Here is a 24362-nt window from a genome sequence, read left to right as displayed (position 1 = left end):
ATGTATCAGGGTTTTACTGTTTGGTTCACTGGAATGAGTGGTGCAGGTAAAACAACATTAGGGGAAAAGTTGGTTAAAGAATTGCGCTTTAGAGGTTTTAAAGCGGATGGATTGGATGGAGACGTGGTTAGACAGGGTCTTTGCCGGGATCTTGGTTTTTCAGTGGAAGACAGGGAGAAAAATATCAGATGTATGGCTTTTGCCGCACAAATTTTAAACAGGAACGGCATCTGTGCAATAGCATCTTTTATTACTCCATATAATAGTATGCGTCGTTTTTGTCGGGAACAGATTAGTCGTTATGTTGAAATATATGTCCGTTGCCCATTGGAAACACTGATTAGACGGGATGTTAAAGGTTTGTACAAGAAAGCACTGTCCGGTGAACTACCTGCTTTTACCGGCATTTCTGATCCTTTTGAGGAACCGGAAACCCCTGATCTTGTTGTTGACACTTCTTGTGAGACACCTGAAAAAAGCTTAGCGAAGGTAATATACATGCTGGAGATGAAGGGTTTTCTTGAGAAGGAAGTCGCAAAAGATTAAAATTGAGTTTTTGGGGTGGATTGATCCTAGTGTGAGTTTCCTACGCCAATTAAAATAAAAAGCCTTTAAACCCGCTTTATGTAAGAGCTCAAAGATACAAAAATAGCAACTTCTTGTATAGACTAAAGCTCAATTTACATCCAATTAGCAGAATCATACTGCCTTAGTTGCCACTATATGGTGGATCAATGTTCTATATTAAGTGTATTTATTACAAGAAAACTTCTTCTTCATATTGTTTGCAATTAGTTTCTATATTTAGTTTATACTACAACTCGTTAACTCTTGTAAATAGGGAAATTAGAGCATAATTTTTTAGTCCATACATAAAACTGCTCTCATTTCCTTATTTCACAATGGTTTTACGATATACGTAGGAAACTCACGCTAGTTATTAAGTAAGACAGCTGATGGCTAATCAATAATCGAGGCAGAGATATCTAAGTAATTAATTTCCATTTTGTTAGAATCTAAGTTTAATTGGGGGAAAAAATATATGGGGTTATTCATTTCAATAGTAGTACCGATGTATTTCGAAGAAAAAGTGGTAAATGAATGTTATATGCGTTTAACTAGTGTTTTAGAACAAAATAAAATTAACTATGAAATTATTTTTATTAATGATGGTAGTACTGACAATACATTGCAAATACTTGAAACTCTTGCTATAAAGGATAGTCGAGTTAAAATAATAAATTTTTCAAGAAATTTTGGACATCAAGCGGCAGTCACTGCTGGTATTGAAAACTCCTTTGCCGATGCTGTTGTAGTTATTGATGCAGACTTGCAGGATCCCCCTGAGTTAATTCCAGAAATGATAAATCTTTGGGAAAATGGTTATGAAGTTGTTTATGCAAAAAGAAAAAAAAGAAAAGGTGAAAACTGGTTTAAATTAATTACTGCAAAGTATTTTTATAGGATTCTTTCACAAATGACAGAAGTAAGTATTCCTATCGATACTGGTGATTTTAGATTGATAGATAAAAAAGTAATAGAAGAGTTTAAAAAAATGCCAGAAAAAAATCGATTTATTAGAGGGATGATTAGCTGGATTGGTTTTAAACAGATAGCCATTGAGTATGAGAGAGACAAGAGATTTGCTGGTGATACAAAGTATCCACTAAAAAGAATGGTTAAATTTGCTCTTGATGGAATTATATCATTTTCGGCTAAGCCACTAAAATTACTGGGGATATTAGGATTTTCTTCGGTATCTATATCTTTAGTGCTGTTATTATATACTATTACAGTTAAGTTTCTAAATAATAATGATGTAATAAGTGGGTGGGCATCATTAATGACTACAATTATTTTTTTTGGGGGTGTTCAACTTCTTTCCGTTAGCGTATTAGGTGAATATGTTGGTAGGATATATGATGAAAGCAAGAATAGACCTTTGTATATAATAGACAAAAAGGTTAACTTTTAATAATAATATTGGTAGAGGTTATGTTATATGAGAATAATTCATAAAAATTTACAGTTTATAAAATTCTCTATTGTAGGGGTGATAAATACCATTATTTCATTTATACTATATTATATTCTTATTAGTATAAATATTAACTATCTAATTTCAAGTATTTTATCTTATTCTATCGGTATGATTAATAGTTTTTTATTAAATAAATACTGGGTTTTTATAAAGAAAAGTACAACTCATAAACACTATTTTATTAAATTTATTATAGTAAATATTTTTACATTAAGTATAAATTCTATGTTGCTATATATATTTGTTTCTAAATTTAATATTAATTTATTATTATCGCAATTCTTTGTTACTCTACTTGTTTTAATGATTAACTTCTGGGGAAATAAGTTTTGGACCTTTAATATAAAAGATAAATTAGGGGGTGTATCAAATAAGGCATGATTCGAAGTTCATTAAATTTCTTATGATATTATGGGTTTTCTTTATTTTTGTGGCATTTATTAAAGTAAAAATATATATTGGTATTATATTTAACTTAAATATTTTAATTACACTTTATTATATTATAACTAAAATATATAGTGATTTTAATATTTTATCAAATTTCAAAAAACATACTAGTAATTGGCACATATTTTTAGTTATAGTTATCCTGGGAAATGTATTTGTATACTCTTTTACTCAAAGAGAAAAGTATATCTATTTTTGGGATTCTGCTTTGTATTGGGAAATGTCGATAGAATTTTCAAAATTGCTGCTTCAGACGGATTTCATAACAGTTATAAAGCAATTATATTCTAGTATACTGTATCAAGAATATTCACTCGCACCCACAATTTTATTATCCCTCCCACTTAAAATTCTAGGCTACAGCCATAGTAGTTATACTATAGCTGTGTATAATATGTATATAATACCTTTTTATATTTTGTTTATTATGTTTATAACAAAAGTTATATCAGATTATAAAATTAATTCTTATACAAATATAATAGTTTTTTGTAGTGCAGTTATTTTGTTTCCGCCTATTATATCACCATTGTTGTATGGATATTTAGATTCAATAGGTTTATTATTTGTAGTTTTAATTTATGTTATTTTATATTGTAGTGAATTTGAATTATATAACTTAAAATACAGTACACTTGTATTCTTAATACTATCTATTACCGCATTAGCCCTTACCAGGAGGTGGTATGGATTTTGGATTGCTTCGTTTTTTATTACACTATACTTAATGTACCTAATAATGTTCTTTATTAAAGATAATAAAATAAAAGTAGTAAAATCTTTTTGTAGCATTTCGGTTGTTGGCTTATCTAGTTTCTTAATACTACTAGTATTTTTTAAAACCTTTTTAATTAAAAGTATCTTTAATAATTATCATGATATCTATTCAGCTTATAGAAGCGGTAATATGGCACAGAATGCGGAAGCATTAATATTACATTTTGGAATAATTATAATTACCATAGCATTAGTTGGGTTATTTATAGGAATTAGAAATTATAAAACAAGAAAGTTTTCGCTATTTTTGCTAATTCAGTCCATTATTATTTTTATTAGTTTTATAAGAGTAAATAATTTTGGGTTGCAGCATTATTACTTATTGTGTTTTCAAATACTTTTCTTTTTTATAATGGGTATTATTGAAATTATTAGTTTCTTTGAGAATAAAAAATATAGAACTTGTTTGTTGGCATTGATTCTTTTTATTATAGTAGTTAATTTTACCCAGGCTTATATAAAAACTAATATTAAAATTATTAATTCTTTCAGTCCATTGCTTAGTCATGCAACAATGTATTGTCGGATTAGGCAGGATTTAGAGGCTGTTCATAATCTTATATCTTACTTAAATCAATTAACCGAAGGTACAGATAAAAAAATATATGTTTTATCAAGTTCTATTACTTTAAGTGATGATATTTTAAGAAATTTTAACTTACCAGAACAAAAGAATGCTGTACCTAATATTTATTCAGCAAGTCATGTTGACAAACGTGACGGTTTTCCAAACCAATTTTTAATAGCCGATATTGTAGTTGTTGGAAATCCAATTCAATATATTTTAAGGCCTAGTGATCAAAGAGTTATCGGAATACTTGCAGACGAAATTTTACAAAGAGAAGGAATTGGAGTTCATTATCAATATTTAAAAAGTTTTTACTTAGAAAATAATGTAGAAGCTAAGGTTTATAAAAAAATTAATCCTTATAACCAGCAATCTATAAATTATTTGAGGAATAAATTTTATAATTTGTATCCTGAATATCCATCTTTATATGAAATTCATTTACCATAGAGGAAATCGATTTATTTAAGGTACTGGACCTGGCCTTGTATGATAATAAATGATTTGGAGAAAAAACCGGTTAATTATTATTTATAAAGATAGAGGTGTGAAAAAATGAAAGGCATAATTTTAGCAGGTGGTAGTGGAACTCGCCTTTACCCATTAACATTGATTACAAGTAAACAGCTGCTGCCAGTTTATGACAAACCGATGGTTTACTATCCACTGTCTGTGCTGATGTTAGCGGGGATAAGAGATATATTAATAATCTCAACACCACATGACTTGCCAAATTTCGAGAGACTACTTGGTGATGGCAGCCAATTTGGTATTAAATTATCATATAAAGTGCAACCATCGCCAGACGGGCTAGCTCAGGCTTTTATCATCGGTAAAGAGTTCATCGGAGATAACTGCTGTGCCATGGTGCTTGGCGACAATATCTTTTATGGCAATGGATTCAGTTTATTGCTTAATGAGGCTGTTCAGAATGCAGAAAAGGGTGAAGCTACTATCTTTGGATATTATGTTAATGATCCCGAACGTTTTGGTATCGTAGAGTTTAATGAGAATGGCAAAGTCATGTCATTAGAAGAAAAGCCGAAACAGCCAAAGTCAAATTACTGTATCACAGGGTTATATTTCTACGATAACCGAGTAGCAGAGTTGGCCGAACAGGTCAAGCCCAGTGCGAGAGGCGAGTTGGAAATCACGGACTTAAACCGTATGTATTTAGATGACGGTACTCTTAATGTAAAGCTGTTAGGGCGTGGTTATGCTTGGCTTGATACCGGAACAATGGACAGCTTGGTAGAAGCAGCAGACTTTATACAGATGATTGAGAAAAGACAGGGTATCAAGATTTCTGCCCCGGAAGAGATAGCATATAAACATAATTGGATAGATAAAGAGACACTTCTTGCTTCCGCTGAGCGTTATGGAAAATCCCCGTATGGAGGGCATCTCAAACGAGTAGCCGAAGGAAAGATTAGGTATTAAAATTAAGTAGTAAAAGCTTATAAAATATAGCTTTGCTGTAGCTAAGACACAAATAAGTGATAAAGATAGAACCCTACATATGGGAGGTAGTGAACATGAATGTAACAAAAACTAATTTCAAAGGTTTATTCGTAATTGAGACAAACGTACACGGCGACAATAGAGGATGGTTCACAGAAACCTACACGAAGAGCAAATTCGCCGCACAAGGAATAGACACCGACTTTGTACAGGATAACCAGTCATATTCAGCGCAAAAAGGAACTTTGCGTGGCATTCATTTTCAGACTAATCCTATGGCCCAGACTAAAATGATTAGATGTACCAGAGGGGCAATTATTGATACGGTTGTAGATTTGAGAAAAGGCTCAGATACATATAAGCAGTGGTACAGTATTGAGCTTTCCGCAGAGAACAAAAAGCAAATGTATATTCCAAAGGGATTTGGACACGCTTTCTTGACAATAACAGAAGATGTGGAAGTACAGTATAAAGTGGATGAGTATTACTCAAAGGAATGTGACCGCAGCATAAAATTCAACGACCCAGAAATTGGAATAGATTGGGGAATAGAAAACCCTGTGCTGTCTCAGAAGGACTTGAATGCACCGTTATTAAAAGACAGTGATGCGGATTTTAGCATTAAAGTCCTGGTAACTGGAGTGGAGGGTCAGTTGGGTTATGATGTTGTCAAGAGATTGAATCTACTCGGAATCGAAAATATAGGTGTTGATAGAACAGATTTTGACATAACAGATAAAGAACAGACAGAAGCTTATATTTTTGATTGCAAACCTGATGTTGTCATTCATTGTGCTGCCTATACCGCTGTAGACAAAGCTGAGGAGGAGCAAGGGCTGTGTTATGCAATAAATGTTGACGGCACCAGATATATATCTGAAGCCTGCAAAAAGATTGATGCAAAAATGTTATATATTAGTACTGACTATGTATTTGATGGTGAGGGAACTGAGGCTCAGAAGGAAGATAAGCCGACTGCTCCAGCTAATTATTATGGCTACTCAAAAGAACAGGGCGAGCTGCTTGTAAAAGAACTTTTAGAGAAATACTTCATCATCAGAACTTCATGGGTATATGGCAAGAATGGCAATAATTTTGTGAAGACCATGTTGAAGCTTGGACAGACCAAAGATGAAATCAGTGTAGTCAATGATCAGGTTGGGGTACCAACATATACGCCAGACTTAGCTGTTTCAATATGTGATATGCTTCAGACTACAAAATACGGAACATATCATGTTGTTAATGAAGGCTATTGCAGTTGGTATGAATTTGTGGTAGAGATTTTTAAACAGGCAGGGATAAATATAAAAGTGAACTCAATACCGACATCTGAGTATCCAACCAGAGCAAAAAGACCTCTCAATTCAAGATTATCAAAAGAAAAGCTTGATAAGAACGGTTTTAATAGGTTGCCGGAATGGAAGGATGCATTGAAAAGATATTTGGATGAATTATAGGAATAATGATAGATTGACGGGGACAAAACTCTGAATAATAAATAAACTACATTTATTGTGATTGGTAAGAAGGTAGGTATTTAAAATGCAAAATATACTTATAACAGGCGGTGCCGGATTCATTGGCAGCAATTTTGTGAAGTTTATACTGGACAGAGATACGCAATACAAGATTATCAATGTAGATGCTCTGACCTATGCCGGCAATCTGGAAAACCTGAAGGGCATAGCGGAGAATTCAAACCATACCTTTATCAAAGCAGATATCAGGGACAGAGTAAAAATAGATGAGATATTCTCTAAACATAACATTGATACTGTAGTGAATTTTGCAGCGGAATCTCACGTTGACAGGAGTATCGTTGAGCCAGAGATATTTCTTACAACAAATATCCTCGGAACTCAAGTATTGCTTGATATTGCAAAGAATTACTGGAAAGTCAATCCCGATGATAAATACTGTAAGGAATACAAGCCGGGAGTGAAATACCTGCAGGTATCAACGGATGAAGTATATGGCGCATTAGGTAAAACAGGAATGTTTGTCGAGACCATGCCACTTTTGCCAAATAGCCCATACTCTGCATCTAAAGCAGGTGCGGATATGATTGTGAGATCTTATCATGAAACCTTTGGCATGCCAGTTAACATCACACGCTGCAGTAACAACTATGGGCCTTATCAGTTCCCTGAGAAATTGATTCCTCTTATGATTGAAAATTGCTTGAAGGGGAAGAAATTGCCAATATATGGGGATGGAATGCAGGTAAGAGATTGGCTTCATGTATATGATCATTGTTCAGCAATAGAATCAGTTCTGAATAAAGGGGTAGTTGGTGAGGTTTACAATATCGGCGGTAATAATGAGAAGTCTAATATCGAAATAGTTAAGCTTATCATATCTACTCTCGGAAAATCCGAAGACCTAATCAAATATGTCCAAGACAGACCGGGACATGACAGACGATATGCCATTGATAATACTAAAATTACAACTCAGCTTGGATGGGCTCCAGCATATAAATTTGAACAGGGAATGAAAGAAACTATCGAATGGTATTTGAATAACACCGAGTGGATAGAGAACATTGTGTCTGGTGATTATGTGAAATATTACGAGAAAATGTATCGGTATTCAAAATGATTTGTCTAAACTGGAATACCGGAATGTTCGTAAACATTTGTGCCGGTTATTTATGGTATAATAGCTTGAGAGGTAGACAGTGCTTTTTCTTTGAAAATTGGCTATAATATATATGGGAAGGCGAAATATATGGCAATTTTATCAATGTTTTATCCCACCTTCCGCAAGATAAAAATTTAAACCTGTAAAATAGTGGAGCATAAGTAATATTAATTACAATCATAGAAAACTGATCCATAAACTGGAAGGATCTCTGTTTTTTGTGTCGAATTATCACTAATAAGAATAAATATTAGTGAGGGATCGTCATGGACTTACAACCTATTTTAGAACAACTAGCTAAATTACCCCCCGAAATATTGATGAAGATAATGCCCGAATTAAAAGTAGAAGTTCCGAAGGCAAATCCCTCAGGTGCAGTACTTATCGGTAGGAACGACATCGAAATCAGTTTTAGGTTTTTGAAGGGTTCTCTTGATTTACAACAAGTATTCCTGCGCAATCCTGAAAGAGTAGATGCCTATTGCTTTTTAAAAGTATTGGCTATGCTTGTGCTTAATTTAGCAGCCTGGCTGTTGGCTAAAAATGGCAAAAAGATGTCTCCCCAAAAATTATAGAGAGAACTTGGCGACCTAACTATCTCAGAACAAAGGTTGCAGCCTATTGGTATACGCCATTGGAATGGGACGAATATTCCTAATACTATTGATGTATTGGTTAATCTGTTTAACTTACCACATCCACTTGAATTAATAGAAGTTATTAATTCAGCAATCAATTTTTCTTATCATATTGAGAAATGGTTTAAGGATAATTTTAGAAAATAAGGTTTGGCAGTGGTTCCCAGTTTAATGATCCCTTAGTGCGAAACCTGGGTAGATAGCAGGCATTAACGAGATGTACGAGGGGTTATAGTTGTGAAAGTTCGCAAGGCTGTATTCCGACTGTAGGCCTAGGCACACGTTTTTTACCGGTAACAAAAGCTCTGCTAAGGAAATGCTACCTATAGTCGATAAACCAATAATTCAGTATATAATTGAAGAGGCGGTAAGTTCCAGAATAGAAGATATCTTAATCATTACCGGCAGAGGGAAGTGGCCGATAGTCGATTATTTTAACCATTCTCTGGAATTGGGAGTAGTTTGGAGGGCAAGGCTATAGCAGAAAGTCATACTGTCTGCGCCTATACAGAATGCGGCGAATTTCCACGGTCTTGCCATTTACAACATAAAACACTAGATAGTTGTGAACCACCAGTACACGGTAGCCTTTCGCCCTTAGCACAGAGCTTCTCAGTAGCGGACACCGCATGGGCATTTGCGCAAGCGAGCCGATGCCTTCCACTATTTCATCGTACAGCTTAAATGCGGCGTCCGGCGAAAGCTCATTGATATAGTCGACTATATCCTGCAAATCCTGTTTGGACTGAGGAAAAATGAGTAGCTTATATCTTTCCATGAATGCTGCTCCGTAGTTTCTTCGTTACCTCCCAAAAATCTTCACTAGCCGCGCCATTTGCTATTTCCGCTTCAGCTTCAGACAGCTTGCAATAAAGCTCAATAAGAGCCTGCTGCTGCTCGTAAACTTCAATACTTATAACCACCATGTCACCTACTCCGTTCTTAGTGATGAAAACCGGCTCGCGCTCCCTGTGGCAAAATTCGGAGATTTCATTGGCTTTGTTCCTTAAATCTGAAATGGGCCGAATGTTCGGCATGATATGCCCTCCTTATTCTCAATATCTATACATATAATATAGCATAATATTGAGAGAAAAGGCAAGTAGCGCGGGTGCGTTTTTAATAATATATATGGAATCACAAAATTCGAGAGCTTCTGTCCCTTGATATATCCGGCCTTAAGGGGGCAGCTTTTTTATTTCTCCCAAAAAATCACAACAAAAAGCAGCTTATTTTTTATTCTGGATGTCGTAAATTGTGGAGAATATAACGATAATATGATAGAATACTGATTAGGTATGTAAATATCATGATTAGCATAAGAGTGAATTGTAAAGGGGTACCTTAGGCAATGAAAGTAAACCTGCTTGGTGCAGCTATAGATGCTTTGGACATGCAGCAGACCGTTGAGAGGACAGCAGAGTTTATTAAAAGCAGCAAACCACATTTTATCATTACCTTAAACCCGGAGTTTTTGTATCAGGCTCAGTTTCAGCATCGCCTGTTGGATTTAATCGGCGGGGCTGACCTGGTTACACCTGACGGGGTTGGTATTGTGTGGGCCTGCCGGGTTGCCGGGTGTCCGGTGCCGGAACGTGTTACCGGAATTGATCTTTTATTATATCTGACAGAAAGAGCGGCCCGCGAAGGCTGGCGCATCTTCCTCCTGGGCTCCGCTCCGGGAGTGGCGGCCGAGGCCGCTGATAAACTCGTGGAAAAATATCCCGGGCTGCAGATAGCAGGGACATGCCATGGCTATTTTAAACCCGAAGAGGAAAAAGATTTGTTGAACAGAATAAAGGAGAGCAAGCCTGATTTGCTCTTTGTCGCGTTAGGTGCTCCCCGGCAGGAACTTTGGATTGATGCCCACTTGAAAGACTTAAAAGTACCCGCGGCTATGGGTATCGGCGGCAGTTTAGATGTAATAGCCGGTAGGGTTCCTCGTGCTCCGCTATGGCTGCAGCGTTTAAAATTAGAATGGCTGGGCCGCTTAATCAGGGAGCCAAGCCGCTGGAGAAGAATGCTGGTCTTGCCTAAGTTCGCACTATTAGTTATTAGGAGACACAAATTAAAACAATAAGCTCCGCTGCTGTAATAAGCACCATAAATACCAAGCACGCAGCGTATATAGAATTAAGACTATACAGCTCAAACTTTTTAATCTTATTTATTAATAAAAAGTTTCTTACATAAAAAACCTTTGTAGTTGTTCCGCGGTTTAAGGTAAAATAGATATTGTATCAGTTTATGTGTTGGGGAAGAAGGGTTTTCATGCCTAAGGTGGTAATATCAGGATATTACGGTTTTCATAACGAGGGTGACGAGGCAATGCTTTATGCTATTGTCAACTGTTTGCGTGATCGCCTGCCCGAACTGGAAATCGTAGTTCTGTCGATGGATCCGGCCTATACAGCAAAGCAGTTTCAGGTAAAAACAGTGCATAGGGATAACCCTGCCCAAATTTGGCGCGCCTTAAAAGAGGCGGACCTATTGATTAGCGGCGGCGGCGGGCTGCTGCAGGATGTGACCGGCCCGAACAGTATTCTCTATTACCTGGGCATCGTGCTCATGGCCAAGCTGATGGGCAAGCCGGTCTTCTTTTATGGCCAGGGTATCGGCCCTGTGCGTACTGCGCTTGGACGTGCCATGATGAAGTTTATAGTCAACCGGGTGGATTTTATAACCGTGCGTGATTCCTCTTCTCGGGTTGAACTGCATTCCTTGGGAGTGGATAAACCGCCGGTTTACGTTACCGCTGATCCGGTGCTTGGTCTGGATCCCGCCTTTATCAATAAAGAGCGGGGAAAAGCTGTTTTAAAGGGATTAGGTTTGCTGGAAAACCCTGTAGTGGGTATATCTGTTAGACCGTGGAAAAACCTGACCGGTTACCGGCAGGTAATGGTTGACTTGGTGCGGGATTTTACCGGCCAGGGTTACCAGGTATTGATGGTGCCCATGCACCACTCGGCGGACTTGCAGGTAAGCCGCGAAGTTGCTCTGGAAGCCGGCGGCGGCTGTGTTGTACTGGAAAAGGAGCATAATTTCCTTGATTTATTAGAAATCATAGCTAATATGCATATGTTGGTCGGTATGAGGCTGCACTTTTTAATTTTTGGAGCCTTGATGAATGTGCCGATGGTGGGGGTTGCCTATGATCCCAAGGTCAGCAGTTTCCTGGAAATGGTGGGTATGCCACTGGGCGGCTATGTGGAGTCATTAGAATATGAGCAGTTGTCGGAGATTGTACGAAAGGTTATGGAGCAGCCGGAGGAGATACGCGAAAAATTGAAACAAAATGTGAGCTCTTTGCGCAAGGAAGCCCTTCGCGGTGCGGAGCTGGTTGTGGCTATGTTGGGAAATTATGATTTTAAATAGATTACGTAACAATTGTTAGGAGATGTTTGTTTTGTTGAAGAAAAAAATTATCATAGCAGCCATCTCACTGGCCGGTATAACGCTGTGCGGTTACGCGGTGTTTGCCGACGCACCGGTAACGGGAAGTCCCGGTTCTGACAGTGATCCACTGGTAACTAAGAGTTATGTTGAGAAATATGTAGGTGATTTTTTTAAGGGGACTGCCGGTGATTGGCAGACCACGCAGCTTACGCCGGGACAAGTATTTAGCTGTGACGCCGGGGCGGAGTTTATTGTTCGCTCGGGCAAGGCTGTTACTGTGGATTCTACCGGCAGTGGAATTCCCGATCTTACGGATGGGACAAACATCCTGTCCGGTCAGGCGGTGCCCAAAAATCATTTGTGCATAGTGCCTCGCAGTGACGGGAGAGGTGTAAAAGCTGTCGATACGGTTTGGGTAATGCATAAGGGTTCAGTAAATGTTAAGTAACGGATCATATACTTATTTATACAGTCATATAGTATATTTGAATTGTATTAGGCGGTGAATTGGATGGCAAAGGATAATCGCAGGTACCGTTTGAAAAGAAAATGGCCGGTAATGGTTTTGCTTGTTCTGGTACTTTGTACGCTGGGCGGCAGTTACCTGTATGCTAAGTACTTGTTATTGTCTCCTATCGTTCCCAGTAAACCTGACGGTGAAGAACAAACTCAGACAATTAGCGGAAGAGTAAATTTCTTGCTCCTGGGTATAGATGCCCGTAAGGGTGAAACAGCTTCCCGCAGCGATTCTATAATTTTAGCCAGTGTGGACGCTGAGTCCAAGCAGGCTTCCATGCTGTCTATTCCCCGTGATACCAGGGTGAGGATACCCAAACACGGTATGGATAAGATAAACTCCGCTATAGCTTATGGCGGGCCGGAAACTACTGTTGACATCGTGGAAGACCTGCTGGGTGTTCCTATGGATTATTACGTAGTGACTAATTTTAACGGTTTTAAAGATATTGTCGATACTTTAGGCGGAGTAACCATAGATGTTGAAAAAGATATGTACTACTACGACCCTACCGACAAATTTTTAATCAATTTAAAGAAGGGTGTTCAGCGCATGGATGGCGATAAGTCTATCCAGTATGTCCGTTTCCGTATGGATGCTCTTGGGGATATATCCCGCACCCAACGCCAGCAGAAGTTTTTAGAGGCGCTGGCTAAAGAAATGCTGCAGCCTTCGACTATTGCTAAGCTGCCCAAGCTGATTCCCCAGATTAACCGGAATGTTGAGACAAACCTGGGGCTAATGGATATGCTGGCCTTAGCCAGAGCGGCCAAAGATCTGGATAATATGAATATTATCAGCGAAACACTGCCGGGTAATTTTTTGGATATAGACGGTGTCAGCTACTGGGGTGTTGACTCGCAAAAGGCCAAGCTGGCGGTTGCGGATTTGTTCAGGGGTGAAAAGGCTGCTTCCATGGTGTTGGAGAATTCATCGACTAATGTTGCCTCAAAGACCGGCTCCTCCCAAACAAGCCAGGCGGAGGATGATGATAAGAACTCCCTTTCTGTGAATCAAGAGCAAGAGCATGACCGGATCACAAAGGAAGTTTATGACTCGGAAACCGGGACAGATACTAAAAATTCCGGAAACAGCAAGACTGGTGCAGCGAAAAAGGATGGCGCTAATCACACAGACACTAAAAATGCCCATAGTACCACACACAGCAGTGTTCCGGTTGAAGTAGATGTGTCTATTACTCCCGTTACTGTGCCTGAGCCGACTGATAAGGAAGATCAATCGACCAAAGATAATCTTACTGATACTGCCGGTACCCCTGCCGATATAGAAAAAATAATTGAGAGCAGCACTGATAACACCAGCGGGGGGTAGCAAATAATCAGGCCGTGTGTGATTTCTCACGCACGGCTTCAACAATATTTTTTGTCACTGCCTTGTCGAAAGACAGGGAAATTGATAAAATGAAGCTAGTTAGGCCAAGGAGGCTTTTAGGGTGAATCAATTGCGGGTTTTGCATATAATTGGCGGGGGTGAATTCGGCGGCGCGGAACGCCATATATTAAACCTGTGCGCTTCTCTGGATTCCCGGAAGGTAGCCATAACCGTTGTTTGTCTGTTTGAGGAACCTTTTGCCCGTATGGCCAAAGAAATTGGGGTCAATGTTCTGGTTATGCCCATGCGGCATAAACTTGATATAGGAACTCTTTCCAGACTCACCGAGGTAATTAAAAAAAATCGGCCTGATTTAGTGCACACACACGGTGTAAGAGCCAATCTTTTAGGTCGTCTGGCCGCCAAAATGGCCGGAGTAAATAGAATTGTTACAACTGTGCACAGCCTGTTGGTTCGCGATTACCCTGATTTTTGGAGCCGCCTGGCCAACTCCTGGACAGAGCGCTTGACAAGAGGACTTACCGACCACTTTATTGCTGTATCGCAGGGTTTGAAAAACGCTCTTATTGCAGACGGTATACCGGAGAATAAGATTACGGTGATTTATAACGGGCTTGATTTGGACAGATTCAGGCCTTGCCTGCCTCCCGGTACCTACAGGCACTGGCTGGGCTATGAAGAGGGTGTTCCGCTGGTAGCCATAGTAGCCCGCCTGCATTCGGTCAAAGGACACAGCTTTTTTTTGCAAGCAGCTGCCGAAGTGTTGAAAGTCATACCCAGAGTCAGGTTTCTGGTAGTCGGTACCGGGCCTGATGAAGCTGTATTAAAGGAAATGACTGCTAAGCTTGGCCTGCAGGAGGTTGTTAATTTTACCGGTTTTATCACGGAGATACCTGATTTAATGGCTGACATGGATGTGCTGGTGATTCCGTCTCTATGGGAAGGTTTTGGGCTTACGGCCATTGAAGCTATGACAGTCGGTTTGCCGGTAGTTGCTACCGAGGTGGGTGGATTGCCGGAAGTAGTGAGACCGGGAGAAACAGGCATCCTGGTTCCTTCGTCAGATGTACCGTCTTTAGCCAAGGGGATTATCTGGGTGCTGCAGCACCCCAAAGAAGCATCCCAGATGGCCGAAAACGGCAGGCAAATTGTTAGTCAGCAATTCAGTTCCAAAGGGATGGCCAGAAAAACAGAGTTAACCTACCAAAAAGTAATGAGGTGTGATCCTTGCTGAAAGGTGAAACCATAGTCTGCCTGGCAGCCGCCGATTACCACGGCATGTGGGCCAGAGCCCAGCAATTAATGGCTGTTTATGCCCGGCATGACTGTCGGGTATTGTACATAGACCCCCCGGTTACCCTGCTTTCCCCTATAAAAAATCCAGAACTGCGCAAAAGATTAACTACACAGCTTGACCGGGTAGGGGAAAATACTTATATTTTCAGACCCCCGGTTTTTTTGCCGTTCGGAAACATGCGCCGCCGGATTAATAAGATAAACCAGAGACGCCTGGCCTGCGCAGTAAATAAGACCTTAAAAAAAATCGGCTGGTCCCCCACGCTCTGGTGGACTTACCTGGTCAACAGTGTGGATCTGCTGCCTTATTTGCCGGGAAGAGCTATGGTATGCTATGACTGTGCTGACGAGCACTCGGCCTTCCCGGGCTTAATTGATGCCGCTGTAGTGGATAAGATGGAGAGAGAGCTTTTTGCCGCCTCCTCCGTTAATCTGGTTACGGCCAGGCAACTGCTGGAACGTAAAAAAACATATGCTCCTGATATCGAATTTATACCTAACGGGGCGGATGTGGAGCACTTCGGACAGGCCCTGTCAGCATCGCTGCCGGCAGCCGAGGAAGTTGCGCATTTGCCCGGTCCGGTTATCGGCTATGTCGGGGCTGTCAGCAGCTGGCTGGATCAGGAGGCTCTGGCTGCATTGGCCGGAGCGCAGCCCGGCTGGTCTATTGTTTTAATCGGGCCGGTGGATACAGATGTGGCCCTGTTAAAGCAGTACAGCAATATTTATTTCCTGGGCAAAAAAGATTACAGGGATTTGCCGGGATACATTAAAGCCTTTAATCTTTGCGTCATTCCTTTTAAGATTAATGACTTAACCGTAGGGGTTAACCCCGTCAAGCTGTATGAATATCTGGCAGCCGGCAAGCCGGTGGTCTCCACGGCTCTGCCGGAGGTGCGTGGGTTTGCCGCACTGGTGAGTATAGCCGAAAACAGTCAGCGGTTTGTAGATTTAGTCAAGGAAGAAATAAGGACTGACAGCAGGGAAAAGGCGGCCCGCAGGGTGAGGGCTGCGTTGGAAAACTCCTGGGAAGCCAGGGCGGAAGCCGCGGCCGGAAAGATCTTAGCTGCTCGCGGTCATTGAATACCGTTATATATGTTATGGGAAATACCTGGTTATAATATGCCTAATTAAAGGTTATAGAGAAAAGGGTGCTTATTTGTGATGAAACAGTTCCGGGCTGTGGTTTTGGTGGGAATGTACGAGTGGCATGACCGGGAGATCAATGATACGGTTAGGTGTCTGGCGCGTGCTTTCGAGGGTTTTGACCGCTACTATATCGACCCGCCCAAAGGTCTGAGAGCCTTGAAAGGCAATATGTCCTATGTTTTAAAATCCCCGCGCTGGCAATGGTCACAGGACGGTGAGGTGGCCGTGGGTGTCCCGCCTCTGGGTTTTCTGCCGGTAAAGCTCGGTCTGAGGGAGCGCGCCAACCGCTGCGCGGCCTGCGGCCTAATTCGCAGGCTGAAAAGAAATTATGGCGCTGATTGGCGCGAGCATACTCTGTTCTATGTTTCTTCCGGCAGCTATACGATAACCGGTTTTATTGATATGCTGGCTCCCAAGCACATGGTCTTTCACCTGCTGGATGATAACTTTGCCTTTCCCATTATTAAGAATGACCGCAGGGTTTGGGAAGAAAATAAAGCATTCATGGATTTTATGCTGCTGCACAGTTCACTGGTGCTGGCGGTTTCACAGGAATTGGTGGGCAAATACAGTGAAATGTATAACAGAAAAATATATCTGCTGGGCAACGGGGTTGATGTGGAGCACTTCAGTCCGGAAAACAAGGCCTGGCCGGAGGCGCCGGAACTGGCGGGAATTTCAGAACCCGTGCTCCTGTTTATCGGAGCGGTTAATTCCTGGATTGATATAGGGCTGCTTAAGGAGTTGGCCGAAAAGAGACCTGCTTACAAGTTGGTGATAATCGGCCCCTGTTACGAAAGCAGCATTGATTTGGCTGTCTGGAACAGCCTGAAGGAAATGAGCGGCGTGCTGTGGCTGGGCAGCAGGCCTTTTGCCGAGCTGCCTCACTATATTCAACATGCTTCGGTACTCCTGCTGCCCAGAACCAGGGATGAACACTCGTTGGCCTCCGACCCGCTGAAACTTTACGAGTACCTGGCTACCGGTAAGCCTGTGGTGGCGGTAGGGATTCCGGCGGTACAAAAATTTGCCGCTTTTGTTTATGCGGCTGCCGGCAGAGAAGATTTTATTAAGCTTACAGATCGGGCATTGTCCGAGTGGAATGAGGAAAAACAGTCATTACAGCTGGCTGCGGCTGAGGAATATTCCTGGTCTTCCAGAATTGGCACAATTCTAAAATTGCTGGCCGAGACCGGATAATATAATGAGGCCGGGCATTATCAGCCCGCTGTAAATTGGCGGAAAGGCGGATAGGTTTGTTTAAGCGTAGTTGTATTATAAATTCTTGCCTGTACTTGTGGAACTCTAGTTTAACAGCGCGCCTTTTATCTGCATTCTGGCTGGCTGTGACCGGCTGCTGGCAGTCCGGTTTTGTTTACCATACCGTGGCTGCGGATGTGGTGGCTCAAAGCTTTTTGTACAGGCAGTTCAACCGCCTGACCGGTAAAATAGAGCAGCTGATGCCGCGAACTGCTCTGGCCGTAAGGGGGTTTTATTGGCAAAACGGCCCCGGTATGATAACCAGGCCGGTTTTTTGGTATTTGATTGCGGGCATTGTCCTTTTAACAGCTATACCGGCGGCCTTTATTGACCGGCAGGCAGCCTTGACGATAGCGGCGGGTGTTTTAACTATGGCCGTGGTTTTCGCCATACCTGAGTCGGGCCTTTACCTGGCCGCACTGCTTTTGCCCTTCACATCTTTTAATAACCTGGCCCTGCTCGGTGTATTGACTGCACTGGCCTATTCAGCCAGGGTTATTGCCGGGGGCAAGGTTGAGCTTTGCCGCAGCTCCATATTGCTGCCGGTGCTGATTTTTTTTGCTGTTCTGGTATATGGCACTGTGACCTCAGTGCTGCCCCGGAGCAGTGCCTATGAATTTTCTATTTATGTGGCGGCCGTGATATATTTGTTTTTAATTATAAATATGATTGACAATAAACAAAAGCTGAGCCTCCTGTTAGGCTGCCTGGCACTGTCAGCCGCGGCGGTTGCGGCTGACGCCATATATGATTATTATTTCGGGGTCACCTTTGTTGATTTGCATAAGGGATGGGTTGATCCGGAGCTGAACCCGGATATTAAAAACCGCGCCTCGGCAGTGTTTGAAAATCCCAATTTGCTGGCGCAGTATTTTGTTCTGGTGATACCCATTACCGCCTCTTTAATTGCCGTGGTCAAAAGAATCGGCTATAAATTTTTGCTCCTGGCCATAGCCTGCCTGGCCGGTACGGCACTGGTGCTCACCTATTCCAGAGGCGGTTTATACGGGTTTGTTTTTGCCATGGCGGTTCTGGCTATGATCAGGGGTCCCAAGTTTTTACCCCTGTTTTTTGCGGCAGCTGTAATCGGAGCCTTCTTTTTGCCTCACACAGTCATAGACCGCCTGGCTACGGCGGATAATTTGAATGACAGTTCGGTAGTTTACCGTTTTGACATCTGGAAGTCCACGCTTATGATGATCAAGGATTATTGGCTGACCGGAGTCGGTGTGGGCACAGAGGCTTTTATGAGGGTTTATTATGTCTATATGATGAATTCAGCCATTATGCCGCACGCGCATAACCTTTATCTCCAGCTTCTCAGCGAAACCGGCATCTTCGGGCTGGCTGCTTTTCTTTTATTGATGTACAAAATATACCAGACTGTTTTCCGTCTGGTGTCGAGCAAGTTAAGTTATATAAAGTGGTTGAATGCCGGAATAGCCGGTGCCATGGCCGGCTTTTTGCTGCAGTCGCTGTTTGACTACGGTCTCTGGTATTATAAGCTGGGGGTTCTGTTCTGGATTTTGATAGGCGTATATATTGTGCTGGAGAAACTTAACGCGCGGGAGAAAGGAGCGGTATTTGATGGTGAAAATCCGCAAGGACAGGGAAAGTGATTCTAAGGCAAGATTTAATATCATTGATTTTTTGATCATCGTCATGATTCTGGCCCTGGCTATAGGAGGATATTACAAGGTTTTTGTGGCCAACAAACAGCTGGCCCAACAGGAGCAGCAAATAGAATACAAGATTCTGGTATCTGAGGTGCGCCAGCCGACTGTGGAAGCCTTCCAGAACGGTCAAACGGTGCAGGATTTAAAAAGTAATGTGGTCATGGGCACGGTAATTAATAAGGAAACTTTACCTGCCACTGATGATGTGCCTACTTCAGACGGGCGTTTGGTACTGGCGGAGATTCCCGGCAAATATGATCTCCTGCTCACTGTGAGTGCCTCTGCCGTGGTGTCAGAGAATAATATTATGGTCTCCAACAAAGAAATAAAAATCGGTCAAAAGGTGGATATCAAAACAAACAGGGCGGCTTCTTCCGGAGTTATCTACGGCCTGAAAACTTCAAAGTAATAATCCGGTGCCTGCACCCATGGAAATTATGCTTATGGTGGATTTGTGGATGAGTCATTGTTTTAAAAAAAAGTTGAAAAATTGGGAGTTGTCTGGAAAATGCTTGATATTAATGAGATTATGAAAGTTTTGCCTCACCGGTATCCTTTTTTGCTGGTTGATAAAATTGAAGAAATGGAAGCCGGCAAGCGGGTAGTCGGTTACAAAAATGTAACAATAAATGAGCCTTTTTTTCAAGGGCATTTCCCCGGTTTTCCGGTAATGCCGGGTGTTTTGGTAATTGAGGCCATGGCCCAGGTAGGCGCCGCGGCAATCTTAAGCATGCCTGAATACGCAGGCAAAATAGCGTTTTTTGCCGGCATAGACAAAGCCCGCTTTCGCCGCCAGGTAGTTCCGGGAGACCGGCTGCGCATTGTGGTGGAAGTAACCAACCTGCGCAAAACTATAGGCAAGAGCACTGCCGTGGCCTATGTTGATGAAGCGGTAGCGGCTGAAGCGGAGCTGATGTTTGCTATAGGCAAATAAAGAGTCTGTCATAATTTTTGTAATTCCTTCGCACAGGAAAGTCGCTTATGGCGGCTTTCCTGTGCGGCTTTAGCGGCTAAAAAGGTAAAATATTTGCTTTAAACGGCGAAAGAAGGAGAATGCCTGTCCTATAAAGAGTTAGTTATATGATTTAGCTGACTGAATAGCTTTTCAGTTATTGTTATTAACATAATCCTGCGTTACAATAAGTTTAGACTTTTGTGTTGCTCTAGGAAATTATGCTTATGGTGACTTTCTTGCTATTCGTATTATTGGAGGGATTATGGTGCTTAAGCCGGTATTGCTTGTTCTGGCTTCCTTATTTATTTCTCTGCTGGCAACTCCTCAAGTAATTAAGCTGGCTTATCGCTGGGGGGCTCTGGATCAGCCGGATCCGCGCAAAGTTCACCGGAAGATTATGCCAAGACTGGGTGGTCTGGCAGTTTATTTAAGTTTTATTGCGGGTATTTTGTTAATGGGGCAGCTCACCTCTCCGGTGATAGGACTTATAATAGGGTCAACCTTGATTGTTTTGTTGGGTATTGTCGATGATATCAAAGGAATTTCACCTCGAGTAAAATTATTGGGACAGGTGCTGGTGGCTTTCTCAGTACTCCCGTTTGGTATAAGTGTTGATTTTATAACAAATCCTATAAACGGAGATATTCTGCATCTGGGCTTTTTGAGTATCCCGGTAACCGTCTTCTGGCTGGTAGCCGTCACCAACGCTGTTAACCTGATAGACGGCCTGGATGGTCTGGCCGGCGGTACCTCACTTATTTCGGCTGTTACTTTAGCTGTGGTATCATGGACCCAGTGGCGGGTTTTTGGCCTGCCGGAACAAATGCAGGTAATTTTGATGGCGTTGATATTGGCAGCCTCGCTGTTAGGATTTTTGCGCTACAACTTTAATCCGGCCAAGATATTTCTGGGCGATACAGGCTCAATGATGCTGGGTTTTTGCCTGGCTGCTATGTCTGTCATGGGTTTGACCAAGAGTACTACGGCTATTTCCGTAATTATACCTCTGGTTATTCTGGGTATTCCCCTGCTGGACACAGTATTTGCCGTTGTGCGGCGCTACAATATGCATCAACCTATTTTTAAGGCGGACAAGGAGCACCTGCACCATCGCTTGCTGGCCCTGGGACTGAGCCATAAGCAGGCTGTTTTGGCTATTTACGGTGTGAGTGCTTTTTTAGGATTGAGTGCGGTCATGTTGAATTTAATAACGACTAACCAGGCAATACTGGTTCTGGTTGTACTGGCAGTTGTGATTATTACCGCAGCCAATAAAATAGGCATTATCGGACATAAAAGACAGCCTGCGTATCAAATTTCGTCTGGGGCGGTCGAAATGGAAAAACGGTCCTCGGAAATATAGGACCGTTTTTTAATGTCGTTTTTTGTAGATATATATTAGGATTTTGGGGGGGCTTTTTGTGCTGGTAAAAAAAGCAATTATACCTGCAGCCGGTTTGGGAGTGAGATTTCTTCCCGCTACCAAGGCGCAGCCAAAAGAAATGCTGCCGATTGTTGATAAGCCGACTATCCAATATATCATTGAGGAGGCAGTAGCCTCCGGTATTGAGGATATATTGATTATTACCGGAAGCAACAAAAGGGCTATTGAGGATCATTTTGACAAATCCCATGTTTTGGAGATGCAGCTGCAGCTAAAGGGCAAGACTGATTTGTTAAAAACGGTTCAGGACATCAGCAACCTGGCGGAGATCTATTATATTCGCCAGAAGGAACCGCTGGGTTTAGGGCATGCTGTATACTGTGCCCGCAGTTTTATTAAAAATGAGCCTTTTGCCGTGCTGCTGGGTGATGACATTGTCAGCAGTACAAAACCCTGTCTCAAGCAGTTGATGGAGTTGTATGAAGAAGTGCAGGCGCCGGTGCTGGGAATAAAAGAAGTGCCACTGGAAGATGTTGATAAGTACGGTATCTTAGAGGCTGAGCCGGTCAGGCCCCAAGTATATAAAGTCAGTGATCTGGTGGAAAAACCTGAGCCCCACGAGGCTCCTTCACGCTTGGCCGTTATGGGCAGGTATATTATTAACCCGGGCATTTTTGATATTCTGGAGAATACCAAACCGGGAGCCGGAGGAGAGATTCAACTTACAGACGCCTTACGGGTGCAGGGACAGGCAGAGGGCATGTACGGATTGGTTTTTGACGGCCGGAGATATGATGTGGGAGATAAAATGGGATATCTGAAAGCTACGGTGGAATTTGCTCTGGGCAGGAAGGATTTAAAGGAAGTATTTTCTCAATATATTAGGGGTATTGCAGAAAATTTATAGACTAAATGCTGCTTTAATGGCAATAATGTGGAATTGGCATCTTGTGATGTGACTGAATCTTAAACACTAAAAGCCGGTGCTGCTGATATGCCGGCTTTAGTGTTTTATAAACCATAATAGAGTTAATATAATCACAGCCCATAGCGGGATGCTCAGCAGGGTGCCGTTAATCAGGCCTTTAAAAAATCTCATTCAGTCTTTTTGCCCTTTTCGGCAGAGTATTTATCCGGCCTGATCTGCTGCAGGTAATCCTTCAGGCTCTTTTGTTTTTCTTTTAGGCTTTTGATCAAAGTTGTTGTCATTTTGTTGTCCTCCTTACATAAAAGCTGTTATAATTATTGCCATAAAATATATATTATATTCAGTATTTAGTGAATTGTAATGGTATATGGTTTTTTTAGCGTTTATAGCGGCAATAATATAAGCTATGTTGAAAAATTTAAAAGATGACAGGAGGTTCCCTTCATGAGTAAGATAAAATTTGGTACTGACGGGTGGAGGGGTATTATAGCCCGTGATTTTACCTTCGATAATGTAAGGCTGGTTAGCCAGGCCGTAGCTGATTATGTCAATTCCCTGGGCATAGCTGAAAGAGGACTGGTTATAGGCTATGATAACAGGTTTTTATCGGATAAATTTGCTGAAGCCGCAGCGGAAACAATGGCCGAGAACGGCATTCCCGTTTATATGACGGAGACTTTTACCCCTACTCCGCTGACTGCCTTTGCCATTAAAGAGTGCCGGACGGCGGGTGCTGTCATGCTTACAGCCAGCCATAACCCCCCGGAGTATAACGGCATCAAATTTATTCCCGAGTATGCGGGACCTGCCCTGCCTTATATTACGGAAAAAATCGAAAAGAACATTCGCAGCCTGGAAACAAGTGAAAAAATGAACCCGGAAAACAAGTCGCGGGCGGAGATTAAAAAAATCAACCCTTTTCCTGCCTATAAGAAACATTTGGCTGAAATTATTGATTTTGATATAATCCGCCGGGCCGGTCTAAAAGTTGTGATTGACCCCATGTTTGGCTGCGGCATCGGTTACCTGGAGGCTATTTTGCGTGAAGCAGGCGTGCAGCCGGAGGTAATACATAATAACCGGGATCCCCTGTTCGGCGGCGGTATGCCTGAGCCTTCACAAAAACTCCTGGTTGAAATGAAGGACAGGGTACTGGCAGGCAAGGCCAATCTGGGGCTGGCCCTGGACGGTGACGCGGATCGCTTTGGCATTATTGACAGCAACGGTGAATTTATAACCCCCAATATGTTTTTGCCTATTTTGTATTATCACCTGCTGGCAGTGAGGCAATGGCGCGGGCCGGTGGCCAGAACGGTAGCAACCACTCACCTGCTGGATCACATGGCGCGGCATTATAATCTGGAGGTGGAAGAAACATCGGTTGGTTTTAAATACATAGGACAGTGCCTAATGGAAAAAGACGCTGTGCTGGGCGGTGAGGAAAGCGGCGGTCTTTCCATCAAAGGACATATACCCGAAAAGGATGGGATCCTGGCTACTATGCTGGCGGCAGAGATTGTGGCGCATCACGGATTAAGCCTGACTCAAATGATGGAGAAAATAACTGACCTGTTCGGCAAATTATACAGTGAGCGTTTGGACATTAAAACTTCACCCGCGGAAAAAGAGCGTATCATGGATATGCTGGGTAAACTTGCTCCGGATAACCTGGCCGGGCAAAAAATTACCGGTAAAGTGACTGTGGATGGACTTAAGCTGGTTTTGGAAAGCGGTGCCTGGGTTTTAATCCGTCCTTCCGGAACGGAACCGCTGTTCAGAGTGTATGTGGAAGCCAACTCAATAGAAGAAATGCGTAAACTGCAGGCGGAGATAAAAGGCGTGTTAGGGCTTGACTAGAAATTATTCC

Annotated in this window: 22 protein-coding genes and 3 pseudogenes; 23 read left to right on the top strand and 2 right to left on the bottom strand. The window is 42.0% G+C overall.

Features of this window, described 5'->3' with window-relative positions:
- The 10 genes and pseudogenes from cysC to DTOX_RS24600 form a co-directional block, all read left to right on the top strand.
- Positions 1-546, top strand: coding sequence for an adenylyl-sulfate kinase (gene cysC / locus DTOX_RS19935; protein ID WP_015759472.1), 546 nt, complete (start codon positions 1-3; stop codon positions 544-546).
- 496 nt (positions 547-1042) lie between these two features.
- A complete protein-coding gene (locus DTOX_RS19930; RefSeq protein WP_015759471.1) occupies positions 1043-1975 on the top strand; it encodes a glycosyltransferase family 2 protein in 933 nt (310 codons plus the stop codon).
- Positions 1976-2002: 27 nt separating this feature from the next.
- Positions 2003-2422, top strand: a complete 420-nt coding sequence (locus DTOX_RS25525; protein WP_015759470.1) for a GtrA family protein — start codon at positions 2003-2005, stop codon at positions 2420-2422.
- Positions 2423-2471: 49 nt separating this feature from the next.
- The gene (locus DTOX_RS19920; protein ID WP_157863027.1) at positions 2472-4286 is read left to right on the top strand and encodes a hypothetical protein; all 1815 of its coding nucleotides are present in this window, start codon (positions 2472-2474) and stop codon (positions 4284-4286) included.
- 105 nt (positions 4287-4391) lie between these two features.
- Complete coding sequence (gene rfbA / locus DTOX_RS19915; RefSeq protein ID WP_015759468.1) at positions 4392-5276, top strand: glucose-1-phosphate thymidylyltransferase RfbA; 885 nt, start codon at positions 4392-4394, stop codon at positions 5274-5276.
- 95 nt (positions 5277-5371) lie between these two features.
- Positions 5372-5914, top strand: a pseudogene (gene rfbC / locus DTOX_RS24615) (dTDP-4-dehydrorhamnose 3,5-epimerase); the annotation flags it as partial.
- A 3-nt stretch (positions 5915-5917) separates the two neighbouring features.
- Positions 5918-6757 carry a dTDP-4-dehydrorhamnose reductase gene (rfbD, locus tag DTOX_RS24610; RefSeq protein WP_042317513.1) on the top strand — a complete coding sequence of 280 codons (840 nt, stop codon included), beginning with the start codon at positions 5918-5920 and terminating at the stop codon, positions 6755-6757.
- A gap of 85 nt (positions 6758-6842) precedes the next feature.
- Positions 6843-7901: a dTDP-glucose 4,6-dehydratase gene (rfbB, locus tag DTOX_RS19905; RefSeq protein ID WP_015759466.1), complete on the top strand. Its 1059-nt coding sequence runs from the start codon at positions 6843-6845 to the stop codon at positions 7899-7901.
- Positions 7902-8209: 308 nt separating this feature from the next.
- Positions 8210-8728 (top strand): annotated as a pseudogene (locus DTOX_RS25520) (hypothetical protein).
- Between the two features lie 90 nt (positions 8729-8818).
- A pseudogene (locus tag DTOX_RS24600) lies at positions 8819-9035 on the top strand (sugar phosphate nucleotidyltransferase); the annotation flags it as partial.
- A 21-nt stretch (positions 9036-9056) separates the two neighbouring features.
- Here DTOX_RS24600 and DTOX_RS19895 read toward each other — a convergent pair.
- Positions 9057-9359 carry a type II toxin-antitoxin system RelE/ParE family toxin gene (locus tag DTOX_RS19895; protein WP_015759465.1) on the bottom strand — a complete coding sequence of 101 codons (303 nt, stop codon included), beginning with the start codon at positions 9357-9359 and terminating at the stop codon, positions 9057-9059.
- Positions 9346-9618 carry a type II toxin-antitoxin system Phd/YefM family antitoxin gene (locus DTOX_RS19890; protein ID WP_015759464.1) on the bottom strand — a complete coding sequence of 91 codons (273 nt, stop codon included), beginning with the start codon at positions 9616-9618 and terminating at the stop codon, positions 9346-9348. Before DTOX_RS19890 ends, DTOX_RS19895 begins: the two co-directional genes overlap by 14 nt.
- A gap of 314 nt (positions 9619-9932) precedes the next feature.
- Here DTOX_RS19890 and DTOX_RS19885 point away from each other — a divergent pair, with 314 nt between their 5' ends.
- From DTOX_RS19885 to DTOX_RS19825, 13 genes are all read left to right on the top strand, one after another.
- Entirely contained in the window at positions 9933-10661 is a 729-nt protein-coding gene (locus DTOX_RS19885; protein WP_015759463.1) for a WecB/TagA/CpsF family glycosyltransferase, read from the top strand.
- 191 nt (positions 10662-10852) lie between these two features.
- A complete protein-coding gene (csaB, locus tag DTOX_RS19880) occupies positions 10853-11956 on the top strand; it encodes a polysaccharide pyruvyl transferase CsaB (RefSeq protein ID WP_015759462.1) in 1104 nt (367 codons plus the stop codon).
- A gap of 31 nt (positions 11957-11987) precedes the next feature.
- Complete coding sequence (locus DTOX_RS19875; RefSeq protein WP_015759461.1) at positions 11988-12425, top strand: hypothetical protein; 438 nt, start codon at positions 11988-11990, stop codon at positions 12423-12425.
- A gap of 63 nt (positions 12426-12488) precedes the next feature.
- A complete protein-coding gene (locus tag DTOX_RS19870) occupies positions 12489-13826 on the top strand; it encodes an LCP family protein (RefSeq protein WP_015759460.1) in 1338 nt (445 codons plus the stop codon).
- 121 nt (positions 13827-13947) lie between these two features.
- Positions 13948-15081 (top strand): glycosyltransferase, encoded by a 1134-nt coding sequence (locus tag DTOX_RS19865; protein ID WP_015759459.1) that lies wholly within the window; start codon positions 13948-13950, stop codon positions 15079-15081.
- Entirely contained in the window at positions 15075-16226 is a 1152-nt protein-coding gene (locus tag DTOX_RS19860; protein WP_015759458.1) for a glycosyltransferase, read from the top strand. The genes DTOX_RS19865 and DTOX_RS19860 overlap by 7 nt, the downstream gene beginning before the upstream one ends.
- Before the next feature lie 81 nt (positions 16227-16307).
- Entirely contained in the window at positions 16308-17492 is a 1185-nt protein-coding gene (locus tag DTOX_RS19855; RefSeq protein ID WP_042316297.1) for a glycosyltransferase, read from the top strand.
- A 56-nt stretch (positions 17493-17548) separates the two neighbouring features.
- Complete coding sequence (locus DTOX_RS19850; RefSeq protein WP_015759456.1) at positions 17549-19171, top strand: O-antigen ligase family protein; 1623 nt, start codon at positions 17549-17551, stop codon at positions 19169-19171.
- Positions 19140-19637, top strand: coding sequence for a DUF4330 domain-containing protein (locus tag DTOX_RS19845; RefSeq protein WP_015759455.1), 498 nt, complete (start codon positions 19140-19142; stop codon positions 19635-19637). The genes DTOX_RS19850 and DTOX_RS19845 overlap by 32 nt, the downstream gene beginning before the upstream one ends.
- A 99-nt stretch (positions 19638-19736) precedes the next feature.
- Entirely contained in the window at positions 19737-20162 is a 426-nt protein-coding gene (fabZ, locus tag DTOX_RS19840; RefSeq protein ID WP_015759454.1) for a 3-hydroxyacyl-ACP dehydratase FabZ, read from the top strand.
- 283 nt (positions 20163-20445) lie between these two features.
- Positions 20446-21546, top strand: coding sequence for a glycosyltransferase family 4 protein (locus DTOX_RS19835; protein ID WP_015759453.1), 1101 nt, complete (start codon positions 20446-20448; stop codon positions 21544-21546).
- A gap of 58 nt (positions 21547-21604) precedes the next feature.
- Entirely contained in the window at positions 21605-22474 is an 870-nt protein-coding gene (gene galU / locus DTOX_RS19830) for a UTP--glucose-1-phosphate uridylyltransferase GalU (RefSeq protein ID WP_015759452.1), read from the top strand.
- A 465-nt stretch (positions 22475-22939) separates the two neighbouring features.
- Positions 22940-24352, top strand: a complete 1413-nt coding sequence (locus DTOX_RS19825) for a phosphoglucomutase/phosphomannomutase family protein (RefSeq protein WP_015759450.1) — start codon at positions 22940-22942, stop codon at positions 24350-24352.
- Positions 24353-24362 lie beyond the last annotated feature (10 nt).

This window comes from Desulfofarcimen acetoxidans DSM 771 (assembly GCF_000024205.1).
Classification (GTDB): Bacteria; Bacillota; Desulfotomaculia; order Desulfotomaculales; family Desulfofarciminaceae; genus Desulfofarcimen; species Desulfofarcimen acetoxidans.
This window is presented reverse-complemented; position numbering and strand designations above follow the sequence as displayed.